The following is a 23,568-nucleotide window of genomic DNA, read 5'->3' on the forward strand; positions in this document are numbered from 1 at the left end:
GGCCGTATCGTCATTTCGTTTTTGGTGCGCCGGAGAACGGCGGTTAACACTATGTTCAGACACGCAATCCCATCGCCGGACGCTTTAGATGGCCCCTGCACGAACCACCCCGGACACCGCGCCTGCCGCTCTGCCTGCCAGCACCGACCTGATCGTGCTCGGCAGCGGCGCGGCGGGGCTGACCGCCGCGCTCACCGCGGCGCTCGGCGGGCTGAGCTGCCTCGTGCTGGAACAGACGCCGCGCATCGGCGGCACCTCGGCCCGGTCCTCGGGCACGGTCTGGGTGCCGGGCAACCGCCATGCGGGCGGCGACGCCGATCTGAGCGAGGCGGCGCGCTATCTCGACGCGCTGGTGGGCGAAAACGCCGCGCCGGAGCTGCGCGCGGCCTTCCTGCGCGACGCGCGGCGGATGCTTGACGACCTTGGCACCCGCGCCGGGCTGGCCTTCCGCCCGCTGACCGGCGCGCAGGATTACCGCCCCGACCTGCCCGGCGCGGCACCGGGATCGCGCGCGCTGGAGCCCCTGCCCTTCGATGGCCGCACGCTCGGCACCGAGTTCGCCCGGCTCGGGGCACCACTGCGCGAGCTGATGCTCTTCGGGCAGATCATTATCAGCCGCGCCGAGGCCTCCGAGCTTCTGCGCGCCGACCGCTCGCCGCAGGCCGCGCTGGCGGGGCTGCGCCTGCTGCTGCGCGCCGTGACCGACCGGCTGCGCGGCTATCCCAGGGGCACCCGGCTGGTGATCGGCAACGCGCTGGTCGCGCGGCTCTACGCCGCCTGCCGCGAGCTGGGCGTGCGGGTCGAGACTGGCGTGCAGACCGAGCGGCTTCTCCGCGACGGCGGGCGGGTCACCGGCGTGGCGCTGGCCTCGGGCGAGGAGATCGCGGCGCGGCAGGGCGTGGTTCTGGCGGGCGGTGGCTTTGCCGCAAGCAAAGCGATGCGGGCCGAGCAGATGCCAAGCCCCGTGCCCCCGGCCACCCCCGCGGCAGAGGGCTCCGATGGCTCGACGATCCGGCTCGGGCTCGAGGCGGGCGGCGACCTCGGGCCGCCCAGCGTCGACAACAGCCTGTGGTTTCCAAGCTCGCTCTTCCCGCGCGCCGATGGCAGCATCGCGCCCTATCCGCATATCGTGCTCGACCGCGCCAAGCCCGGCTCGATCATCGTCGGTCGGGATGGCCGCCGCTTCGCCAACGAGGCGCTGCCCTATCACTACTTCGTCCGCGAGATGTATCGCGCCAATGGCGAAGGCCGCACGATCCCGGCATGGATGATCTGCGACCGACGCTTCATCGCCCGCTACGGTCTTGGCGCGATCCGGCCCCGGACCCCGTGGCTCGGCCCCTACATCAGGCGCGGTTATCTCGTCACTGCCGAGGATGCCGGAGCGCTGGCGCGCAAGCTTGCAATGCCACCCGAGGCCCTCACCGAGACGCTGGCGCTGGTAAACGCCGATGCGATCACCGGCACGGACACCGCGTTCGGACGGGGCGAGAGCGCCTATGACCGGGCGCTTGGAGATCCCGGGCACCGCCCCAACCCGTGCTTCGGCGGGATCGGGACGGGGCGGCTCTTTGCGGTGCGCCTCTGGCCGACACCGCTCGGCACCAGCCGCGGGCTGGTGACCAACGCGCAGGCGCAGGTTCTGGATGGCCGGGGAGAGGTCATCGCGGGGCTCTATGCCTGCGGCAACGACATGCACTCGCCCTTCGGCGGCGAGTATCCCGGAGCGGGCGCGCAGCTCGGGCTGGGGATGACATTCGGGTGGTGCGCCGGACGGCACGCCGCCGGACAGGACACATGAGGGAGGAGAACCCATGACGAAACGCAAGGGCGGCGAGGTCATCACCGATCGCCTGATCTCGGAGGGCATCGACCATGTCTTCGGCATCTGTGGCCACGGCAATGTCGGCCTGCTGGATTGCATGCACGAGCGCCGTGACGAGCTGAAGCTCATTTCGCCGCGCCACGAGCAGACCGCGGTACACATGGCCGACGGCTATTTCCGCGTCTCGCACAAACCCGCCGCGACGCTGACCTCGACCGGGCCGGGCTCGGCCAACCAGATCATGGGGCTGGCGGTGGCGCAGACCGACAGCTCGGCGGTGCTGGCGATCACCGCCAACGTGCCGACCTCGCAGTTCAACCGCGCGCCGTTCCAGGAGCTGAACCGCCACAACCAGGCGGATTTCAACAACGTCATCCGCCCGGTGGTGAAGCGCTCGTTCCAGCCGACGCGGGTCGAGATGCTGCCGCTGGCGATGCGGCAGGCGATGCAGGAGATGACCACCGGGCGCCCCGGGCCGGTCAATCTCGATATCCCCTACAACCTCTTCCAGGAAGAGGCCGAGGTGCCGGACGAGCCCATCGGCAACGGCTTCGGCAAGCGCCGCAGCGGCGCCAGTGCCGAGGACGTGGTCACCGCCGTCGACATGCTGCTCGCCGCCGAGCGCCCGGTGATCTTCATCGGCCACGGCATCACCCTGTCGGAGGCCGGCAAGGAGCTGACCGAGCTGGCGCACCTGCTCAACGTGCCGGTGATCTCCTCGCCCAACGGCATGGGCGCGATCGACATGGAAGACCCGCTGTCTCTGGGCTTCATCGGCCGCAACGGCGCCTACCAGGCCAACCAGGCCGGGCGCCACGCCGATCTGGTGCTGGCCATCGGCGCGCGCTTCGACGACCGCTCGGCCTCGTCGTGGAAGCCGGGCTATTCGTGGAACTTCCCGCACACCAAGCTGGTGCATGTGGATGTCGATCACGCCGAGATCGGGCGCAACTACCAGCCCGACCTGCCGATCCTCGCCGATGCCCGCAGCTTTCTGCGCCAGATCCTCGCCGAGATCGCCACCCGCGATCTGGACGGCACCGCCCGGCTCGAGGGCTGGGCCAGCGACATCGCCGGCTGGCGCAGCGAGTGGGAGGCCTTCATCGCGCCCAACTGGGGCAGCGAGGCGGTGCCGATCTCGCCCTTCCGCATGGTCGAGGAGTGTCAGAAGGTGCTGCCGCACGACGCCATCCTGTCGCTCGATTCCGGCGTGCATCACAACTGGTACATGCAGTTCTGGAAGGCCCGGAACCCGCAATCGATGCTCAACACCTGGGGCTATTCCGGCATGGGCTTCGGCCCGAGCGCGATCCTCGGCGCCAAGCTCGCGGCGCCCGAGAAGGTCTGCGTCTCGATCAGCGGCGATGGTGGCTTCACCATGGTGCCGCATGTGCTCTGCACCGCGGTGGAATACAACATCCCCGTGGTCTGGGTGGTGTGGAACAACTTCGCCTGGGGCGCCATCCGCGACCTGCAATACGGCTATTTCGAGGGCCGCGAATACGGCACCGGCTTCTACCAGGGCGACAACAAGACCCCCTACAATCCCGATTTCGCCGCCTGGGCGCGGGCCGCGGGGGTGGCGGGCTACACCGTCAAGCGCCCCGGCGATTTCGCCGGCACGCTGGAGGAGGCCATCGCGCTCAACCGGCCGGCGCTGATCGACGTGCATGTCGATGCCGATATCCGCCCGCCTGCCACCGGCTCGTGGGAGCTGCCGCCGCTGAAGCCGAAAGAGCCGGTCTTCGGCACGCCCTGGCGGCCCTGAGACAGACCCGAGGAGGAGGACACCCGATGCCCGACCAAACCCCCGCGTACAAGACCGTGATCCGCAACATCGCCGAAGAGCCGTGGCAGCAGTTCCCGGCGCATTACGGCTCGGCCCTGTCGAAGGCGCTGGTGCATCCCGACACCACCGGATCGCGCCAGATCGACTACCGGATCTCGACCTACCAGCCGATGGCCTATGTCGAGCGGCATGTGCACAAGGTGCAGGAGCAGGTCTATCACATCCTCGACGGCGAGGGGCTGATGGAGATCGGAGAGGAGCGCCACGTGGTACGCAAGCACGACGTGATCTTCATCACGCCCGGCACCTGGCATTCGATCCAGAACACCGGGCTGGGCGACCTGACCTTCATCGTGGTGACCACTCCGGTCACCGACGAATGAGCCACCGCCCGGGACGGCTGGTCAGGCCGTCTCGGGCTCTTCCGTCCGCTGCAGCCGCTTGGGGCTGGGGCGCTCGAGAAAGCCGATGCCGTCCGAGCGCGCCACCAGCTCCTCGACCACGATCTTCAGCTCCTGCGCCACCGCGGTCGAGGCCGAGGTGATGATGTCGGGCGGCAGGGAATACAGGAAGTTCGAGCGCCGCAGCTGCGCGTCGCTCACCCGCAGCCGGCGAAACGCCCGCCCGCGCGCGCTTTCCTGCATCACCGCGCCCATCGGCTTGATCGTGCCGCCGATATTGTCGTTCACGCAGCTCATCAGCAGCGACAGCGAGTCGATCTCGGCCACCACGTTGGGCGACAGCGCCCGGCTCTCGAACTCGGCCTCGATGCGCCGGCGCAGCCCGTGGCCCGCGGTGGGCAGGATCAGCGGCACCTCGGCGATCTCGGCCATGGTGACATCCTCGCGCCCGCGCAGCAGATCGCTCGTCGCAGGCAGGATCAGGAACAGCTCCTCGACCATCAGCGGATCCACCGACAGCTCGTCGGTGTTGTCGCGCGAGAACAGCACCGCGAGATCGAGCCGGTTCTGCCGGATCAGCGTATCAAGATGGCCGCTCATCGCCTCGACCACGTTGATCGAGATGCCGGGGTAGTTCTCGCGCACCCGCTTGACCAGCGGCAGACCGATCGCCGCCACCGTTGTCGCCGGCAGGCCGATCGAGACCACGCCCTTGACCTGACCATCCTCGGAGCGCGCGATGGTCATGGCGTGTTCGAACTGGCGCAGGATCAGCTTGGACTGATGATAGAGCGAGCGCCCGGCCTCGTTCGGGGTGACCCCCTTGGGCGAGCGCACCAGCAGCGCCTTGCCAACCTGGTCCTCGAGCTTGGCCACCTGCTGGCTGAGCGCCGGCTGGGCGATGTGCAGGCTTTTCGAGGCGCGCGAGAGGCTGCCCTTCTCCACGATCTCGACGAAATATCTGAGCTGTCTGATGTCCATGGCAGAGCCTATCATCGCGCGGGGCCATATGCCTAGCTTATATGCCCTTCCGAATTCCATATTTTTGCGGGAAAATTCGGGCTGATACGCTCCCCCCATGGGACCCGCGAAAGGGGTCTCCATATCTGGGAGGAGACAATGAAGCTTTATCAGAACTCGCTGAATGCGGGGCGCAAGAGCGTGCTCACACGCCGCACCGCACTGAAGCTCGCCGGCGGCACCGTGGTCGCCACCGCGCTCGGCGCACCGGGGATCGTGCGGGCGCAGAGCGGGCCGATCCGCATCGGCCACCTGACCCCGATGACCGGCTTTCTCGGCACCCTGGGAGGCTGGGCGGTGGAGGGCGCCCAGCTTGCCGTGCAGGAGATCAACGCCGCCGGCGGCGCCGCCGGGCGTCAGATCGAGCTGATGAGCGAGGATTCCATCAACCCCGAGAACGGCGCCACCAAGGCGCAGCGCATGCTCGAGCGCGACGGGGCGGATTTCATCCTCGGCGAGATCAGCTCGGCGACCTCGCTGGCGATCTCCGAGGTCGCGGCGCGCAACGAGAAGCTCTTCGTCGCGGTCGGTCCGCGCTCGGACGTGCTGCGCGGCGAGCGCTGCTCGCCCTACATGTTCTGCACCGACATCCCCAACACCGCCATGGTCAACGCGGTTGGCACCGCGCTCAAGCAGGATGGCATGGTCTCGAGCAAGAAGTTCTACACCATGACCGCCGATTACGTCTTCGGCCATGACCTGCTGGCGGCGGCCAAGAACTTCTTTGCCGCGAACGATGCCGAGCTCATCGGCGACGAGCTGATCGCCACCGACGTGACCGATTTCAGCCCGTTCATCCTGAAGATCCGCCAGGCCAACCCCGACGTTGTCTGCCTCAACCTCGCGGGCAACCAGGTCACCAACTTCGTCAAGCAATATGCCGAGTTCGGCCTGCCCTACCCGATGGTGGGCTTCAACCTCAACACCGCCGATGCCTGGGCCGCCGGGGTGGGCAACCTCTCGGGCACCTGGCCGACGGTCTGGCTCGACAGCATCGACACGCCCGAGAGCAAGGCCTTTGTCGAGCGCTTCCAGGCGGCTTACGGCAAGGTGCCGGAGAACCACGCCTGGATCTCGTATATCGCGGTGCAGATCGCCGCGAAGGCGATCAACGAGACCGGCAGCGCGGCCACGCCCGACATGATCGAGTATCTCGAGTCGGGCGCCAAGTTCGACATCATGAAGCCGCGGCAGGCCTATTTCCGGCCCGAGGATCACCAGCTGATCCAGGAGGCCTATGCCTTCACCGTCGACGAGGGCGCGGACGACGTGCACGCCATGCTCAAGCTCGACGGCGCGGTGCCGGCCTCCGATCAGCCGCTCGACTCGATCTACCCCTCGGTCGAGGGCGGCGCCTGCAAGCTCTGACATCCCGGGCCGCGTCGCGGGAGCTTCCCCGTCGCGGCCCGCCTAGCAGCGGACACCCCGGTTCACCATGCAAGTCATCTTTCTTCTCGAGCAGGTCGTGAACGGCCTCGTGCTCGGCGGATACTATCTGCTGATCGCCCTCGGCCTGTCGCTGATCTTCAGCGTCGGCGGCATCGTCAACCTGTCGCATGGCGCGTTCTACGCGCTCGGCGCCTATGTCTTCGTGCAGCTCTCGGGCACGCTTGGCTTCACCGCCGCGGTGGCGGTTTCGCCGATCCTCGTGGCGCTGCTCGGCATCCTGTTCGAACGCTTCATCCTGCGGCGGTTCTACAACGAAGACCCGATCCTCAGCCTGCTGGTGACCTTCGGCCTCGCGCTTGTGGCGGAACAGGCAATCCGGATGATCTGGGGCGCCGCCCCCCTGCCCGCCACCCTGCCGCAGGAGATCCGCGGCTCGGTGATCCTCGGCAGCTTCCTGTTCTCCAAGTACCGGCTCTTGATGCTGCTGGTCATCGCCTGCGCGCTGATTGGCATCTGGCTGCTGCTCAACAAGACCTCCTTCGGCCGCGTGGTGCGCGCCGGGATCCAGGATCCCGACATGGTCGCAGCCCTCGGCATCCGCCTTCAGCCCTACATGACCGCCGTGGTGATGCTGGGCGTCGGGCTCGCCGCCCTCGGCGGGGCGATGTTCGCGCCGATCACCACCGTCCACCCGGCCATGGGCGCCGAGATCCTGACCATCGCCTTCGTCGTGGTGATCATCGGAGGCCTCGGCAGCTTCTGGGGCGTGGTTCTGGCGGCGGTGCTGGTGGGCGTGACCCGCGGGGTGACGATCTACTTCGCCCCCGCCGCCTCCGAGGCCTCCATGTACGTCCTGATGTTCCTCGTCCTGCTGCTGCGCCCGCGCGGCCTGCTGGGGGAATCCATCGCCAAGTTCGAGACCTGATCCGATGAGCCAAAAGACCTCAACCCTTCTGGGCGCGGCCCTCGCCCTGCTGCTGATGCCCTTCCTTCTGCCGCTGGTCGGGCTGACGACCTCGACGGCGACGCAGATCGTCGTGCTGGTCATCGCAGCCCTCGGGCTCAACATGATGATGGGCTATACCGGGCTTGTCTCCTTCGGCCATGCCGCCTGGTTCGGCATCGGAGCCTATGCCGCGGCGCTGTCGCAACAGCATCTGTTTCCGGGCCAGATCGTCGTGCCCATCGTCTTCGGCGTGGCGTTCGTGGGCGTGCTCTCGCTGCTCATCGGAGCGCTGCTTCTGCGCCGGCGCGGGGTCTATTTCGCGCTGATGACGCTGGCGCTCTCGGCGCTGACCTTCTCCATCGCCTTCCGCTGGACCGCCGTCACCGGCGGCGAGGACGGGCTCGGCGGCCTGACCCGCGACACGCTGCTGCCGCTCGATCTGGACAACAACCTGACCTACTACTACTTCACCGCCGCCATCGGGCTCGGCGTGCTCTACCTGCTGATCCGGGTGGTGCGCTCGCCCTTCGGCCACGTGCTGGTGGCGATCCGCGAAAACCAGGAGCGGGCGCAGTTCCAAGGCTACCCGGTCAACCGCTACAAGCTGGTGGTCTTCGTGCTCTCGGCCATGGTCACCTCGCTGGGCGGCATCCTGTCGGGCTTCCAGCACTACATCGTCACCGCCGAGAGCACCGCGATCGAGTTCTCGGGCGAGCTGCTGGCGATGGTGGTGATCGGCGGCATGCGCGGCCACATCCTCGGGCCGGCGGTGGGCGTGCTCTTCTTCGTCACCTTCCGCGAGCTGCTCTCGACCTACACCTCGGACTGGATGTTCTGGTTCGGGCTGATCTTCGTGGGCTTCGTCATGTACCTGCCCGGCGGCATCGTCGGCATCGTGCAGAAGATCCGCCACAAGCTGAACCCGCCGCCCGAGGAGGGCGCGGCGATGAGCCGGCGCAAGATCTACGAGGGGCTCGACCTGCCGCAGACGCTCTGCCCCGCCCCCTCCACCGCCGCGACGGTGCTGTCGGCGCGCAACGTGTCGAAGAATTTCGGCGGCATCCGCGCCGTCGACAAGGCCGGGCTCGAGGTGCGACCGGGGCAGATCCATGCCCTGATCGGCCCCAACGGCGCCGGCAAGACGACGCTGTTCAACCTGATCTCGGGCAAGCACATGCCGAGCTCGGGCGAGATCGAACTCAACGGCGCCTCCATCGCCGGCCAGAGCCCCGAGGCGATCTGCCAGTCCGGGCTGGCGCGCTCGTTCCAGATCACCAGCCTGTTCGAGGGCGTCTCGATCCGCGAGAACCTGCGGCTGTCGTTCCAGGCCAAGCATTCCGGGCGCTTCAACATCTGGCGCGATACCGACAGTTTTGCCGATATCGACGCCGAGACCGCCGAGCTGATCCGCTTCCTCGGGCTCGAGGGCATCGAGGACACGCTCGGCGCCGACCTCTCCTATGGCGGGCAGCGGCTGGTCGATCTGGGCATCGCGCTGGCGAGCAAGCCTTCGGTGCTGCTGCTCGACGAGCCGCTGGCCGGGCTTGCCGCGGCCGAGCGCGAGCGCGTGGGCCGGCTGATCACCACGGTGGCGCATCATATCCCAGTGCTCATCGTCGAGCATGATATCGACCGCATCCTCGGCTTTTCGGACGTGGTGACGGTGATGAACGAAGGCGCGGTGCTGGTCGCCGGCAGCCCCGAGTTCATCCGCCGCAACGAGCGCGTGCAGGAGATCTACACCGGCACCGGCACCCCGGCGGTGACGGGCCCCGGCGCCGGCGGAGCCGAGGCCGGCAAGACGGTGCTCAAGGTCGAGAACCTGCACACCTACTATGGCAAGAGCCACATCCTCGACGGCGCCGCGCTCGAGGTGCGCGAGGGCGAGATCGTGGCCCTGCTGGGCCGCAACGGCGCCGGCAAGTCGACCTTCCTCAAGACCGTCTCGGGGCTGGTGAAGCCGCGCGAGGGCGTGGTCGAATTCGCCGGGCAGAACATCGCCGGCACCCCCGCCCCCGACATCGCCCGCGCCGGCATCGGCTACGTGCCGCAGGGGCGCGGGCTGTTCTCGGGCATGACGGTGCGCGACAACCTCGCGCTCGGGCGGCTCGCTCGCCCGGTGGGCGAAGGCGGCGCGCATTGGAGCGAGGAGAAGATCTTCGAATTCTTCCCGCGCCTCAAGGAGCGCATCACCTCGCACGCGGATTTCCTCTCGGGCGGCGAGCAGCAGATGCTGGCCATCGCCCGGGCGCTCTCTGCCGACGTGAAGCTGCTCCTTCTCGACGAGCCCTTCGAGGGCCTCGCCCCGGCGGTGATCGAAGACCTGTTCCGCGTGCTCGACCGGCTCCGCCGCGAGGTGCCCGTGGTCATCGTCGAGCACAATCTCGACCTCGTGCTGGCCCTGAGCGACCGCGTCTATGCCATGGAGCAGGGCAAGGTCTTCCACGAAGGGCCCGCCAGCTGCCTTCTGAACGACATCGACCAGCGAAAGGAAATCCTATGGCTGTGACCCCCGAGGAGCCCGCGATGCGCGCCCCCACGCCCCCCGCAGGCGCTGCCGCCTATCCCGAGACGCTGCCGCTGTTCTGTGCCGGCCAGCCCCTGCCCGGCAAGGGCGAGGCCTTCGAGGTGCTCGACAAGTTCAGCGGCCAGCCCATCGCCACCGGGCAGGAGGCCAGCGCGGCGCAGCTCGAGCAGATCATGGCCTCGGCCCATGCCGCCTTCCGCGGCGGCGCCCCCTCGCCCTACGAGCGCGGCGCCATCCTCGACCGGGCGGCGGCGCTGCTGGTCGAGCGCTCGGCACAGGTTCGGCAGGTGATCCAGGCAGAGAGCGGTTTCACCGCCGCCGACGCCGGGGGCGAGCTGAACCGCTGTTTGGAGACCCTGCGGCTCGCCGCCGAGGAGGCGCGCAACCTCTCGGGCGAGATGATCCCGATCTCGGGCGCGCCCAATCAGGGCAACCGCCTCGCCTTCACCCTGCGGGTGCCGCTTGGCGTGGTGCTGGCGGTGACGCCGTTCAACTCGCCGCTCAACACCGTGGCGCACAAGGTCGCCCCGGCCATCGCCGCGGGCAACGCGGTGATCGTCAAGCCGTCCTCGGCGACGCCCGGCACCGCGCTTCTGCTGGCCGAGATCCTGCACGACGCGGGCCTGCCCGACGGCTTCGTCTCGGTGCTGCTCGGCGGCGGTGCGATCACCCAGAGCGCCATCGCCGATCCGCGGGTGCGCTTCATCGCCTTCACCGGCTCGACCGGCGTCGGCCGGCTCATCCAGCAGAGCGCCGGGCTGCGCCGCACCCAGATGGAGCTTGGCTCCATCGCCTTCACCGTGCTCTGCGACGATTGCGATCTCGAGGTCGCCGTGCCCAAGGTGGTGGGCGCCTCCTACCGCAAGGCCGGGCAGGTCTGCACCTCGGTGCAGATCGCGCTGATCCATCGGAGCCTCTTCCAGGAGGCCAAGGCACGCTTCACGCAGGCGGTGGGCAAGGTGCGCTATGGCGATCCTGCAATCGAGGGCACGATCACCGGCCCGCTGATCAACGAGGGTGAAGCGCGGCGCGTCGAGGGCTGGATCAACGAGGCCATCGCCGCCGGGGCCGAGTGCCTCGCCGGTGGCACCCGCGAGGGCGCGGTGGTGCGCCCGACGCTGCTGGCTGGCGTCACGCCCGGGATGCGGGTGATGTCGGAGGAGGTGTTTGGCCCGGTGCTCTCCCTCGTGCCCTTTGACACGCTCGACGACGCGGTGAGCACCGTCAACGCCACGCCCTATGGCCTCGCCACCGGCGTCTTCACCAACCGCATCGGCCCCGCCTTCGAGTTTGCCCGCAAGCTCGAAGTCGGCGGGGTGCACATCAACGAGACCTCCAGCTCGCGCGTCGATCTGATGCCCTATGGCGGCAGCAAGGACAGCGGCTTCGGGCGCGAGGGCCCGAAATACGCGGTCGAGGAAATGACCGAAGAGCGCGTCGTCACCATCAGCACGTAAGCCGCCCCGCGCCGGGCGGTCCCCAGACAGAAAGGTTATATCATGGACAGCAAGACAGCTCTTGTCTTCGGCGGCTCCCGCGGCATCGGTGCCGCCATCGTCGAGGCGCTCGCCGCCGACGGCTACGACGTCGCGTTCACCTATACCAGCGCCGCGCCCGATCCGCTCCCGGCGGCGGGCTCGGGGCGCAAGATCACCGCCCATAAGGCCGATATCCGCAGCCCCGACGAGATCGCGGCGGTGTTCGAGGCGGTGGCCGAGGCGCATGCGGGGCCCGTGAGCTGCGTCGTCGCCAATGCCGGCATCAACGTGCCGCCCGCCCCGGTGGGCCAGTTCCCCGACGAGCGCTTCCGCGATCTCGTGGACGTCAACATCATTGGCGCCTTCAACGTGCTGCGCGCGGCGGCGCAGAACGTTGCCGATGGCGGCACGATCATCGGGCTCACCACCTCGCTTGTGCGCGTCGCGGTGCCCGGGGTCGGCCCCTATGCCGCGACCAAGGCGGCGGTCGAATGCCTGTTGCGCTCGATGTCGAAAGAGCTCGCCGGGCGCGGCGTGCGGGTGAACGGCGTGGCGCCGGGGCCGGTCGACACCGATCTCTTCCGCGCCGGAAAGGACGAGGCGGCGATCCAGCGCTCGGCCGGACTCAGCCCGTTCAACCGGGTCGGCCGCCCCGAGGAAGTCGCCGAGGTGGTGGCCTTCCTCGCCTCTGGCAAGGCGTCGTGGGTGCATGGCCAGATCGTCCAGCCCAATGGCGGGCTGGTCTGACGGCAGAACGGACAATCGAGCAGAGCGCCGCCCCCGCAGATCCCTGCGGGGGCGTTTTTCATGCGTTAGCGCAGCAGCGTCACGAATAGCGCCAGCCACAGGCAGGACAGGGCATAGAATGCCCCGCTCCAGCGCCAGGCGATGCGGAACGAAGACACCCCAGAGAGCTGCGACATCAGCAGCGTCGTCCCCGAGAGCGGTGAGACCGAGGTGCCGACACCCCAGAGCGCCATCATCACCGCCGCCAGAAGCGGCACCGGCACGCCGAGCGATTGCGGCTCGACCAATGCTGCGAAGATCACCAGCGAGACCACCGGGTGCAGACCCGCCGCGCTGACGGCAAGAAAGCCCCAGAGCATCAGCAGGCAATCGAGGTAGAAGACCCCGGTCAGGGCAGCGGGCGCGCCATTGGCCCCTTCGCCTCCCGCCAGCGCCGCCGAAACGGCGGTGCCGAAGATGTTGGCGGCGGCAAAGAGCGTGGTCTCGCCGCGCATGCCGGGATAGCCCGCGACCACCGCGCGGGCAAAGCGCGCGCCCTTTTCGCCCGAGCCCGCGCGCTGCACCCAGACCAGCGCGAAGACCGGCGCCACCAGCGCGATGGCGATGGTGAGCGCCACGCCGCCGGCCTCCATCAGCCCGAAGACCAGCAGGAACAGCGCCGCGAGCACGCCGAGCATGCGCGCCGCGGGGGCCGCGAGCTCGTCGAGCTCCGCGCTGCTGGCAGAGCCCTCCGCCGGCCCCCGCGAGAGCCGGTTCCAGAGCGCGGCCCAGAGCAGGAAGAGCGCCGCCAGCGCCAGCCCGTAGGGCAGCGCCTCGGTCCAGCCCAGCCCGTCGAAGACCGACAGGATCGCCACCGTGCCGACGATGAAGGGCGACCAGCAGGGCGCCGCGGCAAAGCCCCAGAGGATGGCGCAGCGCAGGCGGCGTTCGTTCTCGGGGCCGAGCTGCTCCCCATCGACCATCGGCGCCAGCAGGCCGATGCCCGCGAGGTTGAAGGCCGAGCCGATGAGATGCGCCGTCACCGCCATTGCCGCGAAGCGGCGGCCCGGGGCGAGCCGCGGCAGGGTCACGCCGATGCTGTGCACCGCCGGGCTTTGCATCGCCGCCGAGCGCAGCCAGCCAATCGAGGCAAAGATCAGCAGGAAGGGAAGCGTGCGCTCGAGCCCGCGCAGCAGGGTCTCAAACAGCGCTCCATCCCGCAGCGCAACCGCAGCGGCGATGGCCAGCAGCACGAGCGCCGCGATCTGCTGCGGCGGCTTCACGGCGCGGAACTCGAGCAGCACGAAGGCGGCGAGGCAGAGCCCCGCCGCCCGTGTCAGCCCTTCGATGCCGGTGAGCGATCCGGCCACGGTCATCAGCGCCGCGGTGGCAAAGACCGCCGCCGAGAGCCCCGGCGGCAGCACACCGCCAATGCGGATCTGTCGCAGCCGCGCGCCGATCACGACCCGGCGACGGCGGTGGCCGGCGACGGCACCCCGACGCCCTGCTTGCGCCGGCGCCAGTCGAGCGCCAGCCAGCCGAGATAGGCCAGCGCCAGCGGCAGCTTCCAGACCAGCGGCAGCGGCCAGAGCAGCGCCGCCCCGATCAGCCCCGCAAGGCCGCGGGCCGGCAGGCCCAGACGGGTCTCCATCACGCCGCTCATCATCGCGCTGAGCGCGTGCAGCCCGATCAGCGCCGGCACGAACACCCCCAGCATCTCGCCCCAGTCGCCACTCAGGAGCGGGGTGAAGGCGAAGAGCAGCGGCACGATGTAGAGCGCCTTGCACAGCCGGAAGGCGGCAAAGCCCGTGGCCATCGGCGGGCTCTTGGCGATCGCCGCCGCCACGAAGGCGGGCAGGCAGACCGGCGGCGTCACGTTGCTGTCCTGGCTGACCCAGAAGATGATCATATGCGCCGCCAGCAGCGAGGCCATGATCACGTCGTGGTCGAGCATCTGCGGCCGGAGCGCGGCGCGCAGGTCGACCGGCAGGCTTGCCAGCAGCGTGCGCGCCTCGTCCGCCCCCAGCCCTGCCGCGATCTTGGCGGCGATCTCGGGATCGGCGAGCGAGAGCATCATCACCACGCTGTCGGGCACCGCGCCCGAGGTCAGCGCCTCGATCATGTTCGAGGTGGTGATGAGATCGGCGAGCGAGGGCGCCGAGATCGTCGCCAGCACGATATAGGCGGCGGTCACCGGCAGCCCCATGCCGAGCACCAGCGACACCAGCGTCACCAGCAGCAGCATGATGATGAGGTTGCCGCCCGACCAGTCGATGATCATCAGCGAAAACGTCGGGCCGAAGCCGGTGGTGCCGAGCACCCCCACCAGCAGCCCGATGGAGATCAGCAGGATCGAGGTCGGCACGGCGCTTTTCACCCCGTCGATGGCCGCCTCCATGATCTGGCGCGGGCCGAGCTTGTTCGGCGTCAGCCAGGAAAAGACGATCGAGGCCACGATGGCGCCCGCCGCGGCATAGGTCGCGGTGAACTTCATCATCAGCAGGATCACCAGGACGATCACCGGGGCAAAGGTCAGCCCGCCGGCCTTCAGCACCTCGCCGATGGGCTTGGCCTCGTCATCCTCGAACTCGGTCAACCCGTCCTTCAGCGCCTGCATCCGGATCAGGTAGATCACCGACATGAAGTAGAGCAGCGCCGGCAACAGCGCCAGCGCGGCGATGTGGAGATAGGAGATCTGCGTGTAGCTCGACATCACGAAGGCCCCCGCCCCCATGATCGGCGGCAGCAGCGGGCCCCCGGTGGAGGCGGCGGTCTCGACCGCGCCGGCAAAGGTGGCCTTGTAGCCCGAACGCTTCATCAGCGGGATGGTGACCACCCCGGTGGTGGCGATATTGGCCACCGCCGCCCCCGAGATCGAGCCCATCAGCGCCGAGCCCAGCACCGCCACGATGCCCGGCCCGCCGATCATCCGGCGCGCCGCGGCGCGGGCGATGTCGATGATGAAGCCGGTGGCGCCGGTCTTGACCAGGAAGGCGCCGAGCAGCACGAACATGAAGACATAGCTCATCGAGATCTGCGCGATGTCGCCGAAGAGCCCGAGATTGACGAAATAGGCCCGCGCCACCAGCTGCTCGAGCGAGATGCCGGGAAAGCGGAACACGCCGCCGATATGGCTGCCCCAGAAGCCGGCATAGCTCAGCGCCACGAGCAGCAGGATCGGGATCGCCGGGCCCATGGTGCGGCGCAGGAACTCGAGCGCCAGCAGGATGGCCGAGAGCGCCATCACCCAGTCGAGCCCGGTCATGTGGCCGCCGCGCGCCCAGTAGCCGTCTTCTGCGAAGATGAAATAGATGCCGCAGGCCAGCGCCAGCAGCCCAAGAGCGATATCGAGCGTCAGCGCCGCCGGACCGCGCAGCCTGTCCTTGCGGGCGGGCACGGTGAACGCGCACATCAGCCCGAAAAGGCCGAAATGCAGCGCCGCGAATTGCAGCTCAGAGATCAGCCCGATGGAATTGTAGTAGATATGGATCGCGGCGGTGACGAGCGCCGCCGCGGCGATGAACCATCTGAGCGCCTTGGGATCGGCCTTGAGGCCGATCCCGTCGCCGGATGAGGTATCCGTTGCCTGTGTCATGCGGGTTGCCCTCCCCTGCTCCTGCTCAGGACGGCAGGAGATGCTCGGGAACGGTCAGCCCGACCTCCTCGTAGTAACGCACCGCGCCGGGATGCAGCGGGATGGTGATGCCCTTCATCGCGTTCTCGAGCATCATGTCCTTGAGCGAGCCGTGCACGCTCTGCAGGAAGGGCAGGTTCTCGTACATCGCCTTGGTGATCTCGTAGACCACATCCTCGGGGACATCGGCGGTGCTCACCAGCAGGTTCGGCTGCGCCACGGTCTGCACGGCCTCGTCCTGTCCGGGATAGGTGCCGGCGGGAATGGTGTAGGGGCCCCAGACGGTGCCGTCGGTCACCTTGGCCAGCTCCTCGTCGCTGAAGCCCAGGAGCTTCACCTTGCCCTGCAGGCTCGACATCGCCAGCGTCACCGACGAGTTCGGCACGCCGGAAGTCAGGTTGATGCCGTCGAGATTGCCGTTGATCAGCGCCTCGGCGCGCTGGCGGAAGCCCATGTAGCTCTCGTCGAAGAAGCCCTCGCCCTTGGGCGCGCCGAGCTTCTGGATGAACATGCGGTATTCCAGCAGCCCGCCCGAGTTCTTGGCGCCGAGCACGACCTTCTCACCCTCCATGGCGAGGATATCGCTGATCGTGCCGGTGGGGGCCTTGTCGTTGAAGGTGATGAACTGGTTGGTGTTGAACATCAGCGCCGAGACGGCGCGCAGGTTCTCGCGCGGCTCGCCCTCGAAATCGTTGGTGCCGTGATAGCCGAAATCGGTCATCAGCGACTGGATGATGCCGAACTCGGCGCGGCCGTCCGAGAGGATGTTGACGTTGTCGAAAGAGCCCTGCGAGGTCAGCGCCGAAAGGTTGATCTTGTTCTCGGGCCGGGTGCCGAGCTTGAGCTTGACCAGCGTCGCGATGCCAACGCCGACCGGGTAGAACGAGCCGCCGGTACCGGCGGTCGAGATCAGGTAATCGCGGGTGTCCTGCGCCATCGCCTGCGTGGCAACGACAAGACCCAGCGCTGCCGCAGCAGCGGTTTTCAAGATGTTCATGGTTTCCTCCCTGTTGTCAGACCGCCGGTTCGGCGGCCGTGACCTCTTGCCAATCCGGCAGAGGCCGGTCTTCGTACCCCTCTCCCCAAGGGGCACAGTTGTTGCGGTCGACGATGTCGACCGGAAGCGTGATCTCGGACGGGACGCTCTGGCCGTCGATCAGCCGCAGCGTCGCCATGGTCGCGGCGCAGGCGATCTTCATCGCGTCGAAGGCGGCGGTCGCCAGCAGATCGCCGGCGCGCAGCGCCTCGACCGCCTGCGGCATGGCGTTGACGCTCACCACCGGCACCGAGAGGCCGGCGGCCTTCAGCGCGTCGATGACGCCGAGCGCCATGAAATCATTGGCCACCAGCACGCCGTCGGGGGCCGGCCCTGCGTCAAGCAGCCCGGCCATCGCGGCGCGGGCGGGCTCGCGCTGGTAAAGCCCGACCGCCTGGCCTGCAAGCATGATCCCCGGCGCCTTCGCCATCGCGGCGAGGAACCCTTCGGTGCGCGGCGGGCTGGTTTCCGAGGCCGGGTTGCCCTCGATCAGCGCCACCCGGCCCTGCCCGCCAAGCTCAGCAAAGAGCCGCTCGGCGATGACCTCGGCAAGGGCGAAATTGTCGGAGGTGACAAAGCACTCCGGCGCCACCGCCCGCGAGCGGCTGACGAAGGAGACCACCGGGATGCCGCGCGACCGCGCCTTGAGAAGCAGCGGATCGAGCGCCTCCGCATCGGTGACCGAGATCATGATCGCATCGGGGGCCGCGGCGAGCGCACCTTCGAGCAGCGCAGCCTGTTCTACCGGATCGTCCGGCGTGGTGGGGTATAGCGAGACCATATCGACCCCGGCGGCTTCGGCGATGCGGCGCGCGCCGACACGCGCGCCCTCGTAGGCGGGGTTGGTCCCGTTCTTCGTGATGCAGACGATGCGCTTCGCCATTCTGGTCTTTCCGTTCGGTGCCTTGCCACGGTCCGACCGCAGCCTTCGCCCTCACATTACGCGCAAGCGATGACCGAGACGAAAAACGAAATAGCAATGGAGCCATAAGCGAAGGCGATAGCCCTTGGCGGCCACTCAGAGGAAGGGGTTCACGATGCGCAGCTGGCCCTCGACCAGCAGGCCCGACTGCATGTCCTCGGAATAGAGCGTGGTGCAGCCCGACAGAAGCGCCGCCGCGACGATCATCGAGTCGTAGACCGAGAGCCGGTAGCGCTCGGCCAGCGCGCGCCCGACCGCATGGGTGCGTGGCGTGAGATCCTCGACGGTACAGAGTTGCTCGATGCCGGTGAGAAAGGTGCCCGCCTCGTCCCAGTCCATCCCCGCCTTGCGGCGGCAGTTCACCAGCGCCTCGTTCAGCACCTGCACGCTGATGCGCGGGCCGCGCAGCAGCAGCGCCTCGGCGCGGTCCGCCTTGGCGCCGTCGTCGAGCAGGTAGAGGATGACGTTGGTGTCGAGGAACTCAGCGCTCATGCGCGGCGTCACGGCTCAGCCGGTCCGCCGCCGCGAGCCGGCCCCGGAACCGCCGCAGACCGCCCAGCACCTCGTCGGGGCGCGCGTGGCGCGTGACCGCGAGCCCGGCCTCACCGGCGGTGAGGTCGATCTCGTCGCCTTCCTTGAGCCCGAGCTTGCGGACGAGTTCGGCGGGCAGCCTCACGGCAAGCGAGTTGCCCCATTTTGCGACCTGCATGGTGATCTCCTCCGGTTTGGATATACAGTGGCCAATGTATATCCAACGCAGCGGTTTCTCAACCCTCCCCCGCCTCGCGCGGCGCTATGCCTCTTCGCGCAGGCTCGAGCCCTCCGGCGGGGCGCGGCGGATGTTGCGCTCGAGATCGAGGATGTATCCGATGATGGCGGCCACCGCCTCCCAGTGCTCGACCGGGATCTGGCGATCAATCTCGGCCACGTCAAAAAGCGCGCGGGCGAGCGGGCGGTTCTCGATCATCGGAACCTCGTGCTCCTGCGCCAGCTCGCGGATCCGCGCCGCCATAAGGTCGGCGCCCTTGGCGACGCAGACCGGCGCCATGTCGACGCCGTTTTCGTATTTCAGCGCCACCGCGAAATGGGTCGGGTTGGTCAGCACCACGGTCGCGCGCGGCACCGCCTGGGCAAGGCGCTGCCGCGCCCGCTCGCGGCGGATGCTCATGCGCTTGGAGCGGATCAGCGGATCACCCTCGGTCTCCTTGATCTCGTCCTTGATCTCTTTCATCGACATGCGCTGCTTGCGGCGGTGATCGAAGCGTTTCCACAGGATGTCGGCCACCGCGATCACGCTGACCAGCGCCAGCGTGATGAGCAGCATCCGCGAGGCCTCGGCGCGCACGAAATCGGTCACCATCTCGGGCAACAGGCCCTGCGTCTGCCAGATCTGTCCGACCGCGTGAAGCACCACCCAGCCGGCGATCACCCCGACCAGAAGCACCTTGGTGACGCTCTTGAAGAACTCGACGAAGGCGGCGACCGAGAACAGCCGCTTGAACCCTGCCATGGGCGAGATCTTGGACCATTTCGGCTTCATCCGCTCGGAGGCGACGACCACCTCGCCCTGCAGCGCCACCCCTGCCAGCGCGCCGACCACCATCAGCACCATCAGCGGCCCGAGCAGGATGCCAACGCCGCGCAGCACCTTCCAGCTCACCCCGCCGAGGTCGCGCAACCCGGTGAGATCGGTGCCGATATGGATCTGCCCGGCGCTCTCGAGCACGTTGCGGAAGACCCCCGCCAGCGGCGCCGAAACAGTGGGCAGCACGAAGGCGGTGATCGCGAAAAGCGACAGCATCGCCATGACGTTGCCGGCTTCCTTGGAAGAGGCAACGTCGCCTTTCTCGCGCGCCTTTCGTAGCTTTCGCTCTGTCGGCTCTTCGGTCTTGTTGTCCTTGTCCTCGTCCTGGTCCGCCATGGTCTAGAACACCATCACGCCGAGCCATTCGCCGAACCGTTCAGCGAATTCGCGCAGCATCACCGGGGTGGCCATGACCAGCACCAGAAGCCCCGCGGCGATCAGCACGGGGGCGGCGACGAAGAATACCGGCAGCGACGGCATCATGCGCGAGGCCAGTCCCATGCCAAGGTTCACAAGCAGACCCATGACATAGAACGGCGCCGCCAGAGACAGGCCGAGATAGAAGCTCTGCGACACCGCCTTGACGATTTGCTGGGCCAGGTCCGAGGGCAGGATCTGGCCCGGCGGGAACATCTCGTAGCTCATCACCATGGCGCCGATGATCAGGTGATGAAGGTCGGTGGCAAAGATCACCGCCACACCGCCCAGCATCAGCCCGGTCGAGATCAGCGTCGAGCCTTCGAACGAGCCGAGCTGCGGCGAAAACGCGTTTGAAAGGCCCGAGACCAGCCCGATCTGGTAGCCCGCGAATTCCAGCGCGCTGAGCAGGATGCGCGAGGTCACGCCAATCCAGATCCCCAGCGTCAGCTCGATGCCGAGCGCCGCGATCAGCGGCCCCGGCGCGTCGAGCGAGACCGGCCCCTGCGGCACTGCCGGGTAGAGCGCCAGCGACAACAGCACGGCAAAGGCCAGCCGGTGGCGCACCGGGATGAAGTTCTCGCCAAGGCCGGGCACGAACATCAGCATCCCGCCGAGCCGCGCGAAGACCAGCGCCACACCGAGGAACTCGACACTGATGAGCGCGGCGAGGTTCATGCTACTGGCCCACGGTCGCCACGGTGCGCAGGGCGGTCTTGCGGTGGATCTCGTTGTGCGACAGCACCACGGTCATCGGGCTCACCCGCTCGAGCATGGAGCGCACGAAGCTGCGCACTTCGGGGCTGACCAGCAGCGCCGGCCACTGGTCCTGCTCGGCGAACTTCTGGATCTCGCGGCGGGCCTGAAGCACGAATTCCTGCACCCGTTGCGGCGACATGACGAAATTGCGCTCGTCGCCGCTGACGCGCAGTGCCTCGAGGAATTCCTTCTCCCAGGCGGGCGACATCGAAATCACCGAGATGAACCCGTTGTCGTCGACCAGGGACTTGCAGATCTGGTTCGACAGGCGCCGCCGCACGGCTTCGGTGATCTGGGTCACGCTCGAGGTCGTGCGCTTGGCCTCGGCAATGGATTCGACGATCAGCGGCAGGTTGCGGATCGAGACACGCTCGGCCAGCAGGTTCTGAAGCACGTGCTGCACCAGCACCATCGGCGCGTTGCCCGGGATGTCGCTGACCAGCTTCTGGTACTCGCGGTCGAGCCCCTCGATCAGGGTCTGGGTCGCGCCATAGGTCATCAGCTCGGGCAGGTGCTCTTTCACCACCTCGGTCAGGTGGGTGATGATGACGCTTTCGGGGTCGACCACGGTCAGGCCCATCGCCTCGGCCTTGGGGCCGGTCGCGGCATCGACCCAGAGCGCCTCCAGTCCGAAGGTCGGATCCTTGCCGCGCTCGCCGGGCAGGCCGCAATCGCCGGGGTTGACCACCATGAAACCAGCCGGGCGCACCTCGCCGCGGGCCACCTCGACCCCCTGCACCATGAGCGCATAGGTCTGGCCCGGCAGCATCGGCTCGTCCTTGATCCGCACCGAGGGCAGCACGAAGCCGAACTCGCGGGCGAAGAGGTTGCGCAGGCTCTTGATCTTGCCCGCCAGCGCCGCGTCGCTGTTGGAGATCAGCGGCACCAGCGACTGCCCCAGCTCGAGCCGCAGACCGTCGAGCTTGAGCGTGTCCTTGATGTTGTCCTCGGGCGCCGCCGCTTCGGCGCGCTGCTTGGCGGCCTCGGCGCGGTCGGCCGAGACGCGCACGGCTTCGGCCTGTCGCATCACCATCATGCCCAGGAAGGTCATCAGAACCGCCAGCCCGGTGAAGATCAGGCTCGGAAATCCGGGCAAGAGGCCGATGCCAAAGAGCAGCATCGACGCCATGAACAGCGCCTTGGGGAATTTCGACAGCTGCCCCAGCACCGCCTCGTTGGCGGCGCCCTCGGTGCCGCCCTTGGTCACGATGAGGCCCGCCGCGAGCGACACGATCAGCGCGGGAACCTGCGTCACAAGCCCGTCGCCGATGGTCAGCACGGTGTAGAAATCGGCCGCTTCCGAGAGCGACAGGCCATGCTGCGCCACGCCGATCAGGATGCCGCCGATGACGTTGATCAGGGTGATGATGATCCCCGCCACCGCATCGCCGCGAACGAATTTCGAGGCACCGTCCATGGCGCCGAAAAACCCGCTTTCGTCCTCGATCTCCTTGCGGCGGGCGCGGGCCTGTTCCTCGTCGATGATGCCGGCGCCGAGATCCGCGTCGATCGCCATCTGCTTGCCCGGCATCGAGTCGAGCGAGAAGCGGGCCGAAACCTCTGCGATCCGGGTCGAACCCTTGGTGATGACCACGAAGTTGATCACCACGAGGATCGCAAAGACCACGATCCCGATGATGAAATTGCCCGAGACGATGAAGCGCGAGAAGCCCTCGATCACTCCGCCGGCGGCGCTTGGGCCGGTATGGCCCTCGGACAGGATGAGCCGCGTGGAGGCCACGTTGAGCGACAGGCGCAGCATGGTGACGACAAGAAGCAGCGTGGGAAAGCTGTTGAATTCCAGAGGCTTCGGAATCCACAGAGCCACCATCAGCACCAGCACGGAGACCGAGAGCGAGACGGCCAGACCGAAATCGAGCACCGCGGCGGGCAGCGGCACGAAGAGCACCGCGAGGATCAGCGTCACCGCGATGGCAAAGCCGATATCGCGGTTGCCGTGGCCCCGGCTCAGCCAGCCCGGCAGCGATTGTTTGGAGGCGGGATCGGTCACGGCCATCAGAACATCTTTCGGAATGCGGGCAGTACGGGCGAGAGCGTCTCGCGCCCGAAAAGGCTGCGGGCGCCGCTGTCAGCGGCGCCGGAACGGAGGGTCATGTCGGAGGTCCAGAAATGCCCGGAGGGCAAGGGCGCGCTGGCGACCGCCGCCGCGGACGCAAGGCCAAGCCCCCCTGCCCCGCCTCCGCTGCCGGAGGCGGCAAGCTGGCGGAAGATATCGAGACGCTCGTTGGCGATGGCGACATTCTGCTTGAGCCGGTCGAGATAGGCGCCCTGATGGACTTCGGTCGCCGAGTGGTAATGCCCCGCCGCCTCGATCCAGTCTCCGGTGCGCTGGTAGAGCTTCACCAGAAAGCGCGCCGCGTACTCGACATTGCGCTCGGGGTCGAACCCCTCTTCGAGCTGGGAAAAGGCATCGGGATGCCAGCGCAGGTTCACCTGCATGCAGCCGACGTCGATCGACTCGACGCCCGCCGCCTGACGCGCACGCACCCAGCTTGCGGCAGAGGCCGGGGTGTCGAAGTAACGCCCGTCGCCATCGGCGTTCGCGACCCAGGGCCAGATCGTCAGCTCGCCCTCGTGCATCATGCCGCTTTCCTGCAGCCCGATGCCCAGAAGCAGGTTACCGGGGATCTCGTGGCGCAACTGCGCGCGCAGGATTTCGTGGATGCAGACCCCCGCCGGATTGCCGGTGTTGCGCGGCCCCAGAGCCTGCGGCGGCTGCGCCACGCGCTCGGACGGACGGTAGAAGTTGCTCCAGTCCGCCAGAGCCCCCTGCCCCGCCAGAAGCGCCAGCAACATCAAAAGGATCCGCAGGCCACGCATCACAGCCCCCCGCTGATGATCAGATCGAAGGTGCGGTCAGAGAGCCGCTTGACCACCGCGTACATCAGCGGCGTGAACGCCAGTAGGCCCACAAAGATCGCCACGATCTTGGGCACGAAGGTCAGCGTCATCTCCTGAATCTGGGTCAGGGCCTGGAAGAACGCGATGATCAGGCCCACGACCAGCGCGATGGCCATGATCGGACCGGCGCCGTAAAGCACCGCGAGGAAGGCGTCGGACAGGATCGTGTAGGTATCGCTCTCGTTCACGACC

General features: G+C 67.9%; 20 protein-coding genes. 8 read left to right on the forward strand and 12 right to left on the reverse strand.

The window, feature by feature from the left end; all coding sequences use genetic code 11:
• Positions 1-88: 88 nt before the first annotated feature.
• The 3 genes from AC6RA4_RS00885 to AC6RA4_RS00895 are packed head-to-tail and all read left to right on the forward strand — an operon-like array spanning position 89 to position 3,997.
• A complete protein-coding gene (locus AC6RA4_RS00885) occupies positions 89-1,801 on the forward strand; it encodes an FAD-dependent oxidoreductase (protein ID WP_500156472.1) in 1,713 nt (570 codons plus the stop codon).
• Positions 1,802-1,814: 13 nt separating this feature from the next.
• Entirely contained in the window at positions 1,815-3,593 is a 1,779-nt protein-coding gene (locus AC6RA4_RS00890; protein WP_500156474.1) for a thiamine pyrophosphate-binding protein, read from the forward strand.
• A 26-nt stretch (positions 3,594-3,619) separates the two neighbouring features.
• Positions 3,620-3,997 (forward strand): cupin domain-containing protein, encoded by a 378-nt coding sequence (locus tag AC6RA4_RS00895; RefSeq protein ID WP_500156476.1) that lies wholly within the window; start codon positions 3,620-3,622, stop codon positions 3,995-3,997.
• A 21-nt stretch (positions 3,998-4,018) separates the two neighbouring features.
• Here the strand turns inward: AC6RA4_RS00895 and AC6RA4_RS00900 are convergent, their stop codons facing one another.
• A complete protein-coding gene (locus AC6RA4_RS00900) occupies positions 4,019-4,996 on the reverse strand; it encodes a LysR substrate-binding domain-containing protein (RefSeq protein ID WP_500156477.1) in 978 nt (325 codons plus the stop codon).
• A gap of 138 nt (positions 4,997-5,134) precedes the next feature.
• On the opposite strand from AC6RA4_RS00900, the gene AC6RA4_RS00905 reads away from it, so the two are divergent.
• From AC6RA4_RS00905 to AC6RA4_RS00925, 5 genes are all read left to right on the forward strand, one after another.
• Entirely contained in the window at positions 5,135-6,403 is a 1,269-nt protein-coding gene (locus tag AC6RA4_RS00905) for an ABC transporter substrate-binding protein (protein WP_500156479.1), read from the forward strand.
• A gap of 67 nt (positions 6,404-6,470) precedes the next feature.
• Positions 6,471-7,349, forward strand: a complete 879-nt coding sequence (locus AC6RA4_RS00910; protein ID WP_500156481.1) for a branched-chain amino acid ABC transporter permease — start codon at positions 6,471-6,473, stop codon at positions 7,347-7,349.
• A 4-nt stretch (positions 7,350-7,353) separates the two neighbouring features.
• A complete protein-coding gene (locus AC6RA4_RS00915) occupies positions 7,354-9,879 on the forward strand; it encodes a branched-chain amino acid ABC transporter ATP-binding protein/permease (RefSeq protein WP_500156483.1) in 2,526 nt (841 codons plus the stop codon).
• The gene (locus AC6RA4_RS00920; RefSeq protein WP_500156485.1) at positions 9,870-11,354 is read left to right on the forward strand and encodes an aldehyde dehydrogenase family protein; all 1,485 of its coding nucleotides are present in this window, start codon (positions 9,870-9,872) and stop codon (positions 11,352-11,354) included. Before AC6RA4_RS00915 ends, AC6RA4_RS00920 begins: the two co-directional genes overlap by 10 nt.
• Before the next feature lie 42 nt (positions 11,355-11,396).
• The gene (locus tag AC6RA4_RS00925) at positions 11,397-12,122 is read left to right on the forward strand and encodes an SDR family oxidoreductase (protein ID WP_500156487.1); all 726 of its coding nucleotides are present in this window, start codon (positions 11,397-11,399) and stop codon (positions 12,120-12,122) included.
• Positions 12,123-12,187: 65 nt separating this feature from the next.
• On the opposite strand, the gene AC6RA4_RS00930 is transcribed toward AC6RA4_RS00925, so the two are convergent.
• The 11 genes from AC6RA4_RS00930 to AC6RA4_RS00980 all read right to left on the reverse strand — a co-directional run bounded on the left by AC6RA4_RS00930 (position 12,188) and on the right by AC6RA4_RS00980 (position 23,564).
• The gene (locus tag AC6RA4_RS00930; RefSeq protein WP_500156488.1) at positions 12,188-13,564 is read right to left on the reverse strand and encodes a hypothetical protein; all 1,377 of its coding nucleotides are present in this window, start codon (positions 13,562-13,564) and stop codon (positions 12,188-12,190) included.
• On the reverse strand, positions 13,561-15,696 hold the full coding sequence (locus AC6RA4_RS00935) for a TRAP transporter permease (RefSeq protein WP_500156490.1): 2,136 nt from the start codon (positions 15,694-15,696) through the stop codon (positions 13,561-13,563). The genes AC6RA4_RS00930 and AC6RA4_RS00935 overlap by 4 nt, the downstream gene beginning before the upstream one ends.
• Positions 15,697-15,721: 25 nt before the next feature.
• Entirely contained in the window at positions 15,722-16,732 is a 1,011-nt protein-coding gene (locus AC6RA4_RS00940; protein ID WP_500156491.1) for a TAXI family TRAP transporter solute-binding subunit, read from the reverse strand.
• Between the two features lie 16 nt (positions 16,733-16,748).
• Positions 16,749-17,654 (reverse strand): sugar ABC transporter substrate-binding protein, encoded by a 906-nt coding sequence (locus tag AC6RA4_RS00945; RefSeq protein WP_500156493.1) that lies wholly within the window; start codon positions 17,652-17,654, stop codon positions 16,749-16,751.
• 135 nt (positions 17,655-17,789) lie between these two features.
• Positions 17,790-18,185 carry a PIN domain-containing protein gene (locus AC6RA4_RS00950; RefSeq protein WP_500156495.1) on the reverse strand — a complete coding sequence of 132 codons (396 nt, stop codon included), beginning with the start codon at positions 18,183-18,185 and terminating at the stop codon, positions 17,790-17,792.
• Positions 18,175-18,402, reverse strand: a complete 228-nt coding sequence (locus AC6RA4_RS00955) for an AbrB/MazE/SpoVT family DNA-binding domain-containing protein (protein WP_500156497.1) — start codon at positions 18,400-18,402, stop codon at positions 18,175-18,177. The genes AC6RA4_RS00950 and AC6RA4_RS00955 overlap by 11 nt, the downstream gene beginning before the upstream one ends.
• 84 nt (positions 18,403-18,486) lie before the next feature.
• Complete coding sequence (gene flhB / locus AC6RA4_RS00960; RefSeq protein WP_500156499.1) at positions 18,487-19,614, reverse strand: flagellar biosynthesis protein FlhB; 1,128 nt, start codon at positions 19,612-19,614, stop codon at positions 18,487-18,489.
• Positions 19,615-19,617: 3 nt separating this feature from the next.
• Entirely contained in the window at positions 19,618-20,373 is a 756-nt protein-coding gene (locus AC6RA4_RS00965) for a flagellar biosynthetic protein FliR (protein ID WP_500156501.1), read from the reverse strand.
• A gap of 1 nt (position 20,374) precedes the next feature.
• On the reverse strand, positions 20,375-22,471 hold the full coding sequence (gene flhA / locus AC6RA4_RS00970; RefSeq protein ID WP_500156503.1) for a flagellar biosynthesis protein FlhA: 2,097 nt from the start codon (positions 22,469-22,471) through the stop codon (positions 20,375-20,377).
• Complete coding sequence (locus AC6RA4_RS00975) at positions 22,471-23,295, reverse strand: lytic transglycosylase domain-containing protein (protein WP_500156505.1); 825 nt, start codon at positions 23,293-23,295, stop codon at positions 22,471-22,473. Before AC6RA4_RS00975 ends, flhA begins: the two co-directional genes overlap by 1 nt.
• Positions 23,295-23,564 (reverse strand): flagellar biosynthetic protein FliQ, encoded by a 270-nt coding sequence (locus tag AC6RA4_RS00980; RefSeq protein ID WP_500156507.1) that lies wholly within the window; start codon positions 23,562-23,564, stop codon positions 23,295-23,297. Before AC6RA4_RS00980 ends, AC6RA4_RS00975 begins: the two co-directional genes overlap by 1 nt.
• Positions 23,565-23,568: the final 4 nt, after the last annotated feature.

Source organism: Salipiger sp. (genome assembly GCF_059781815.1).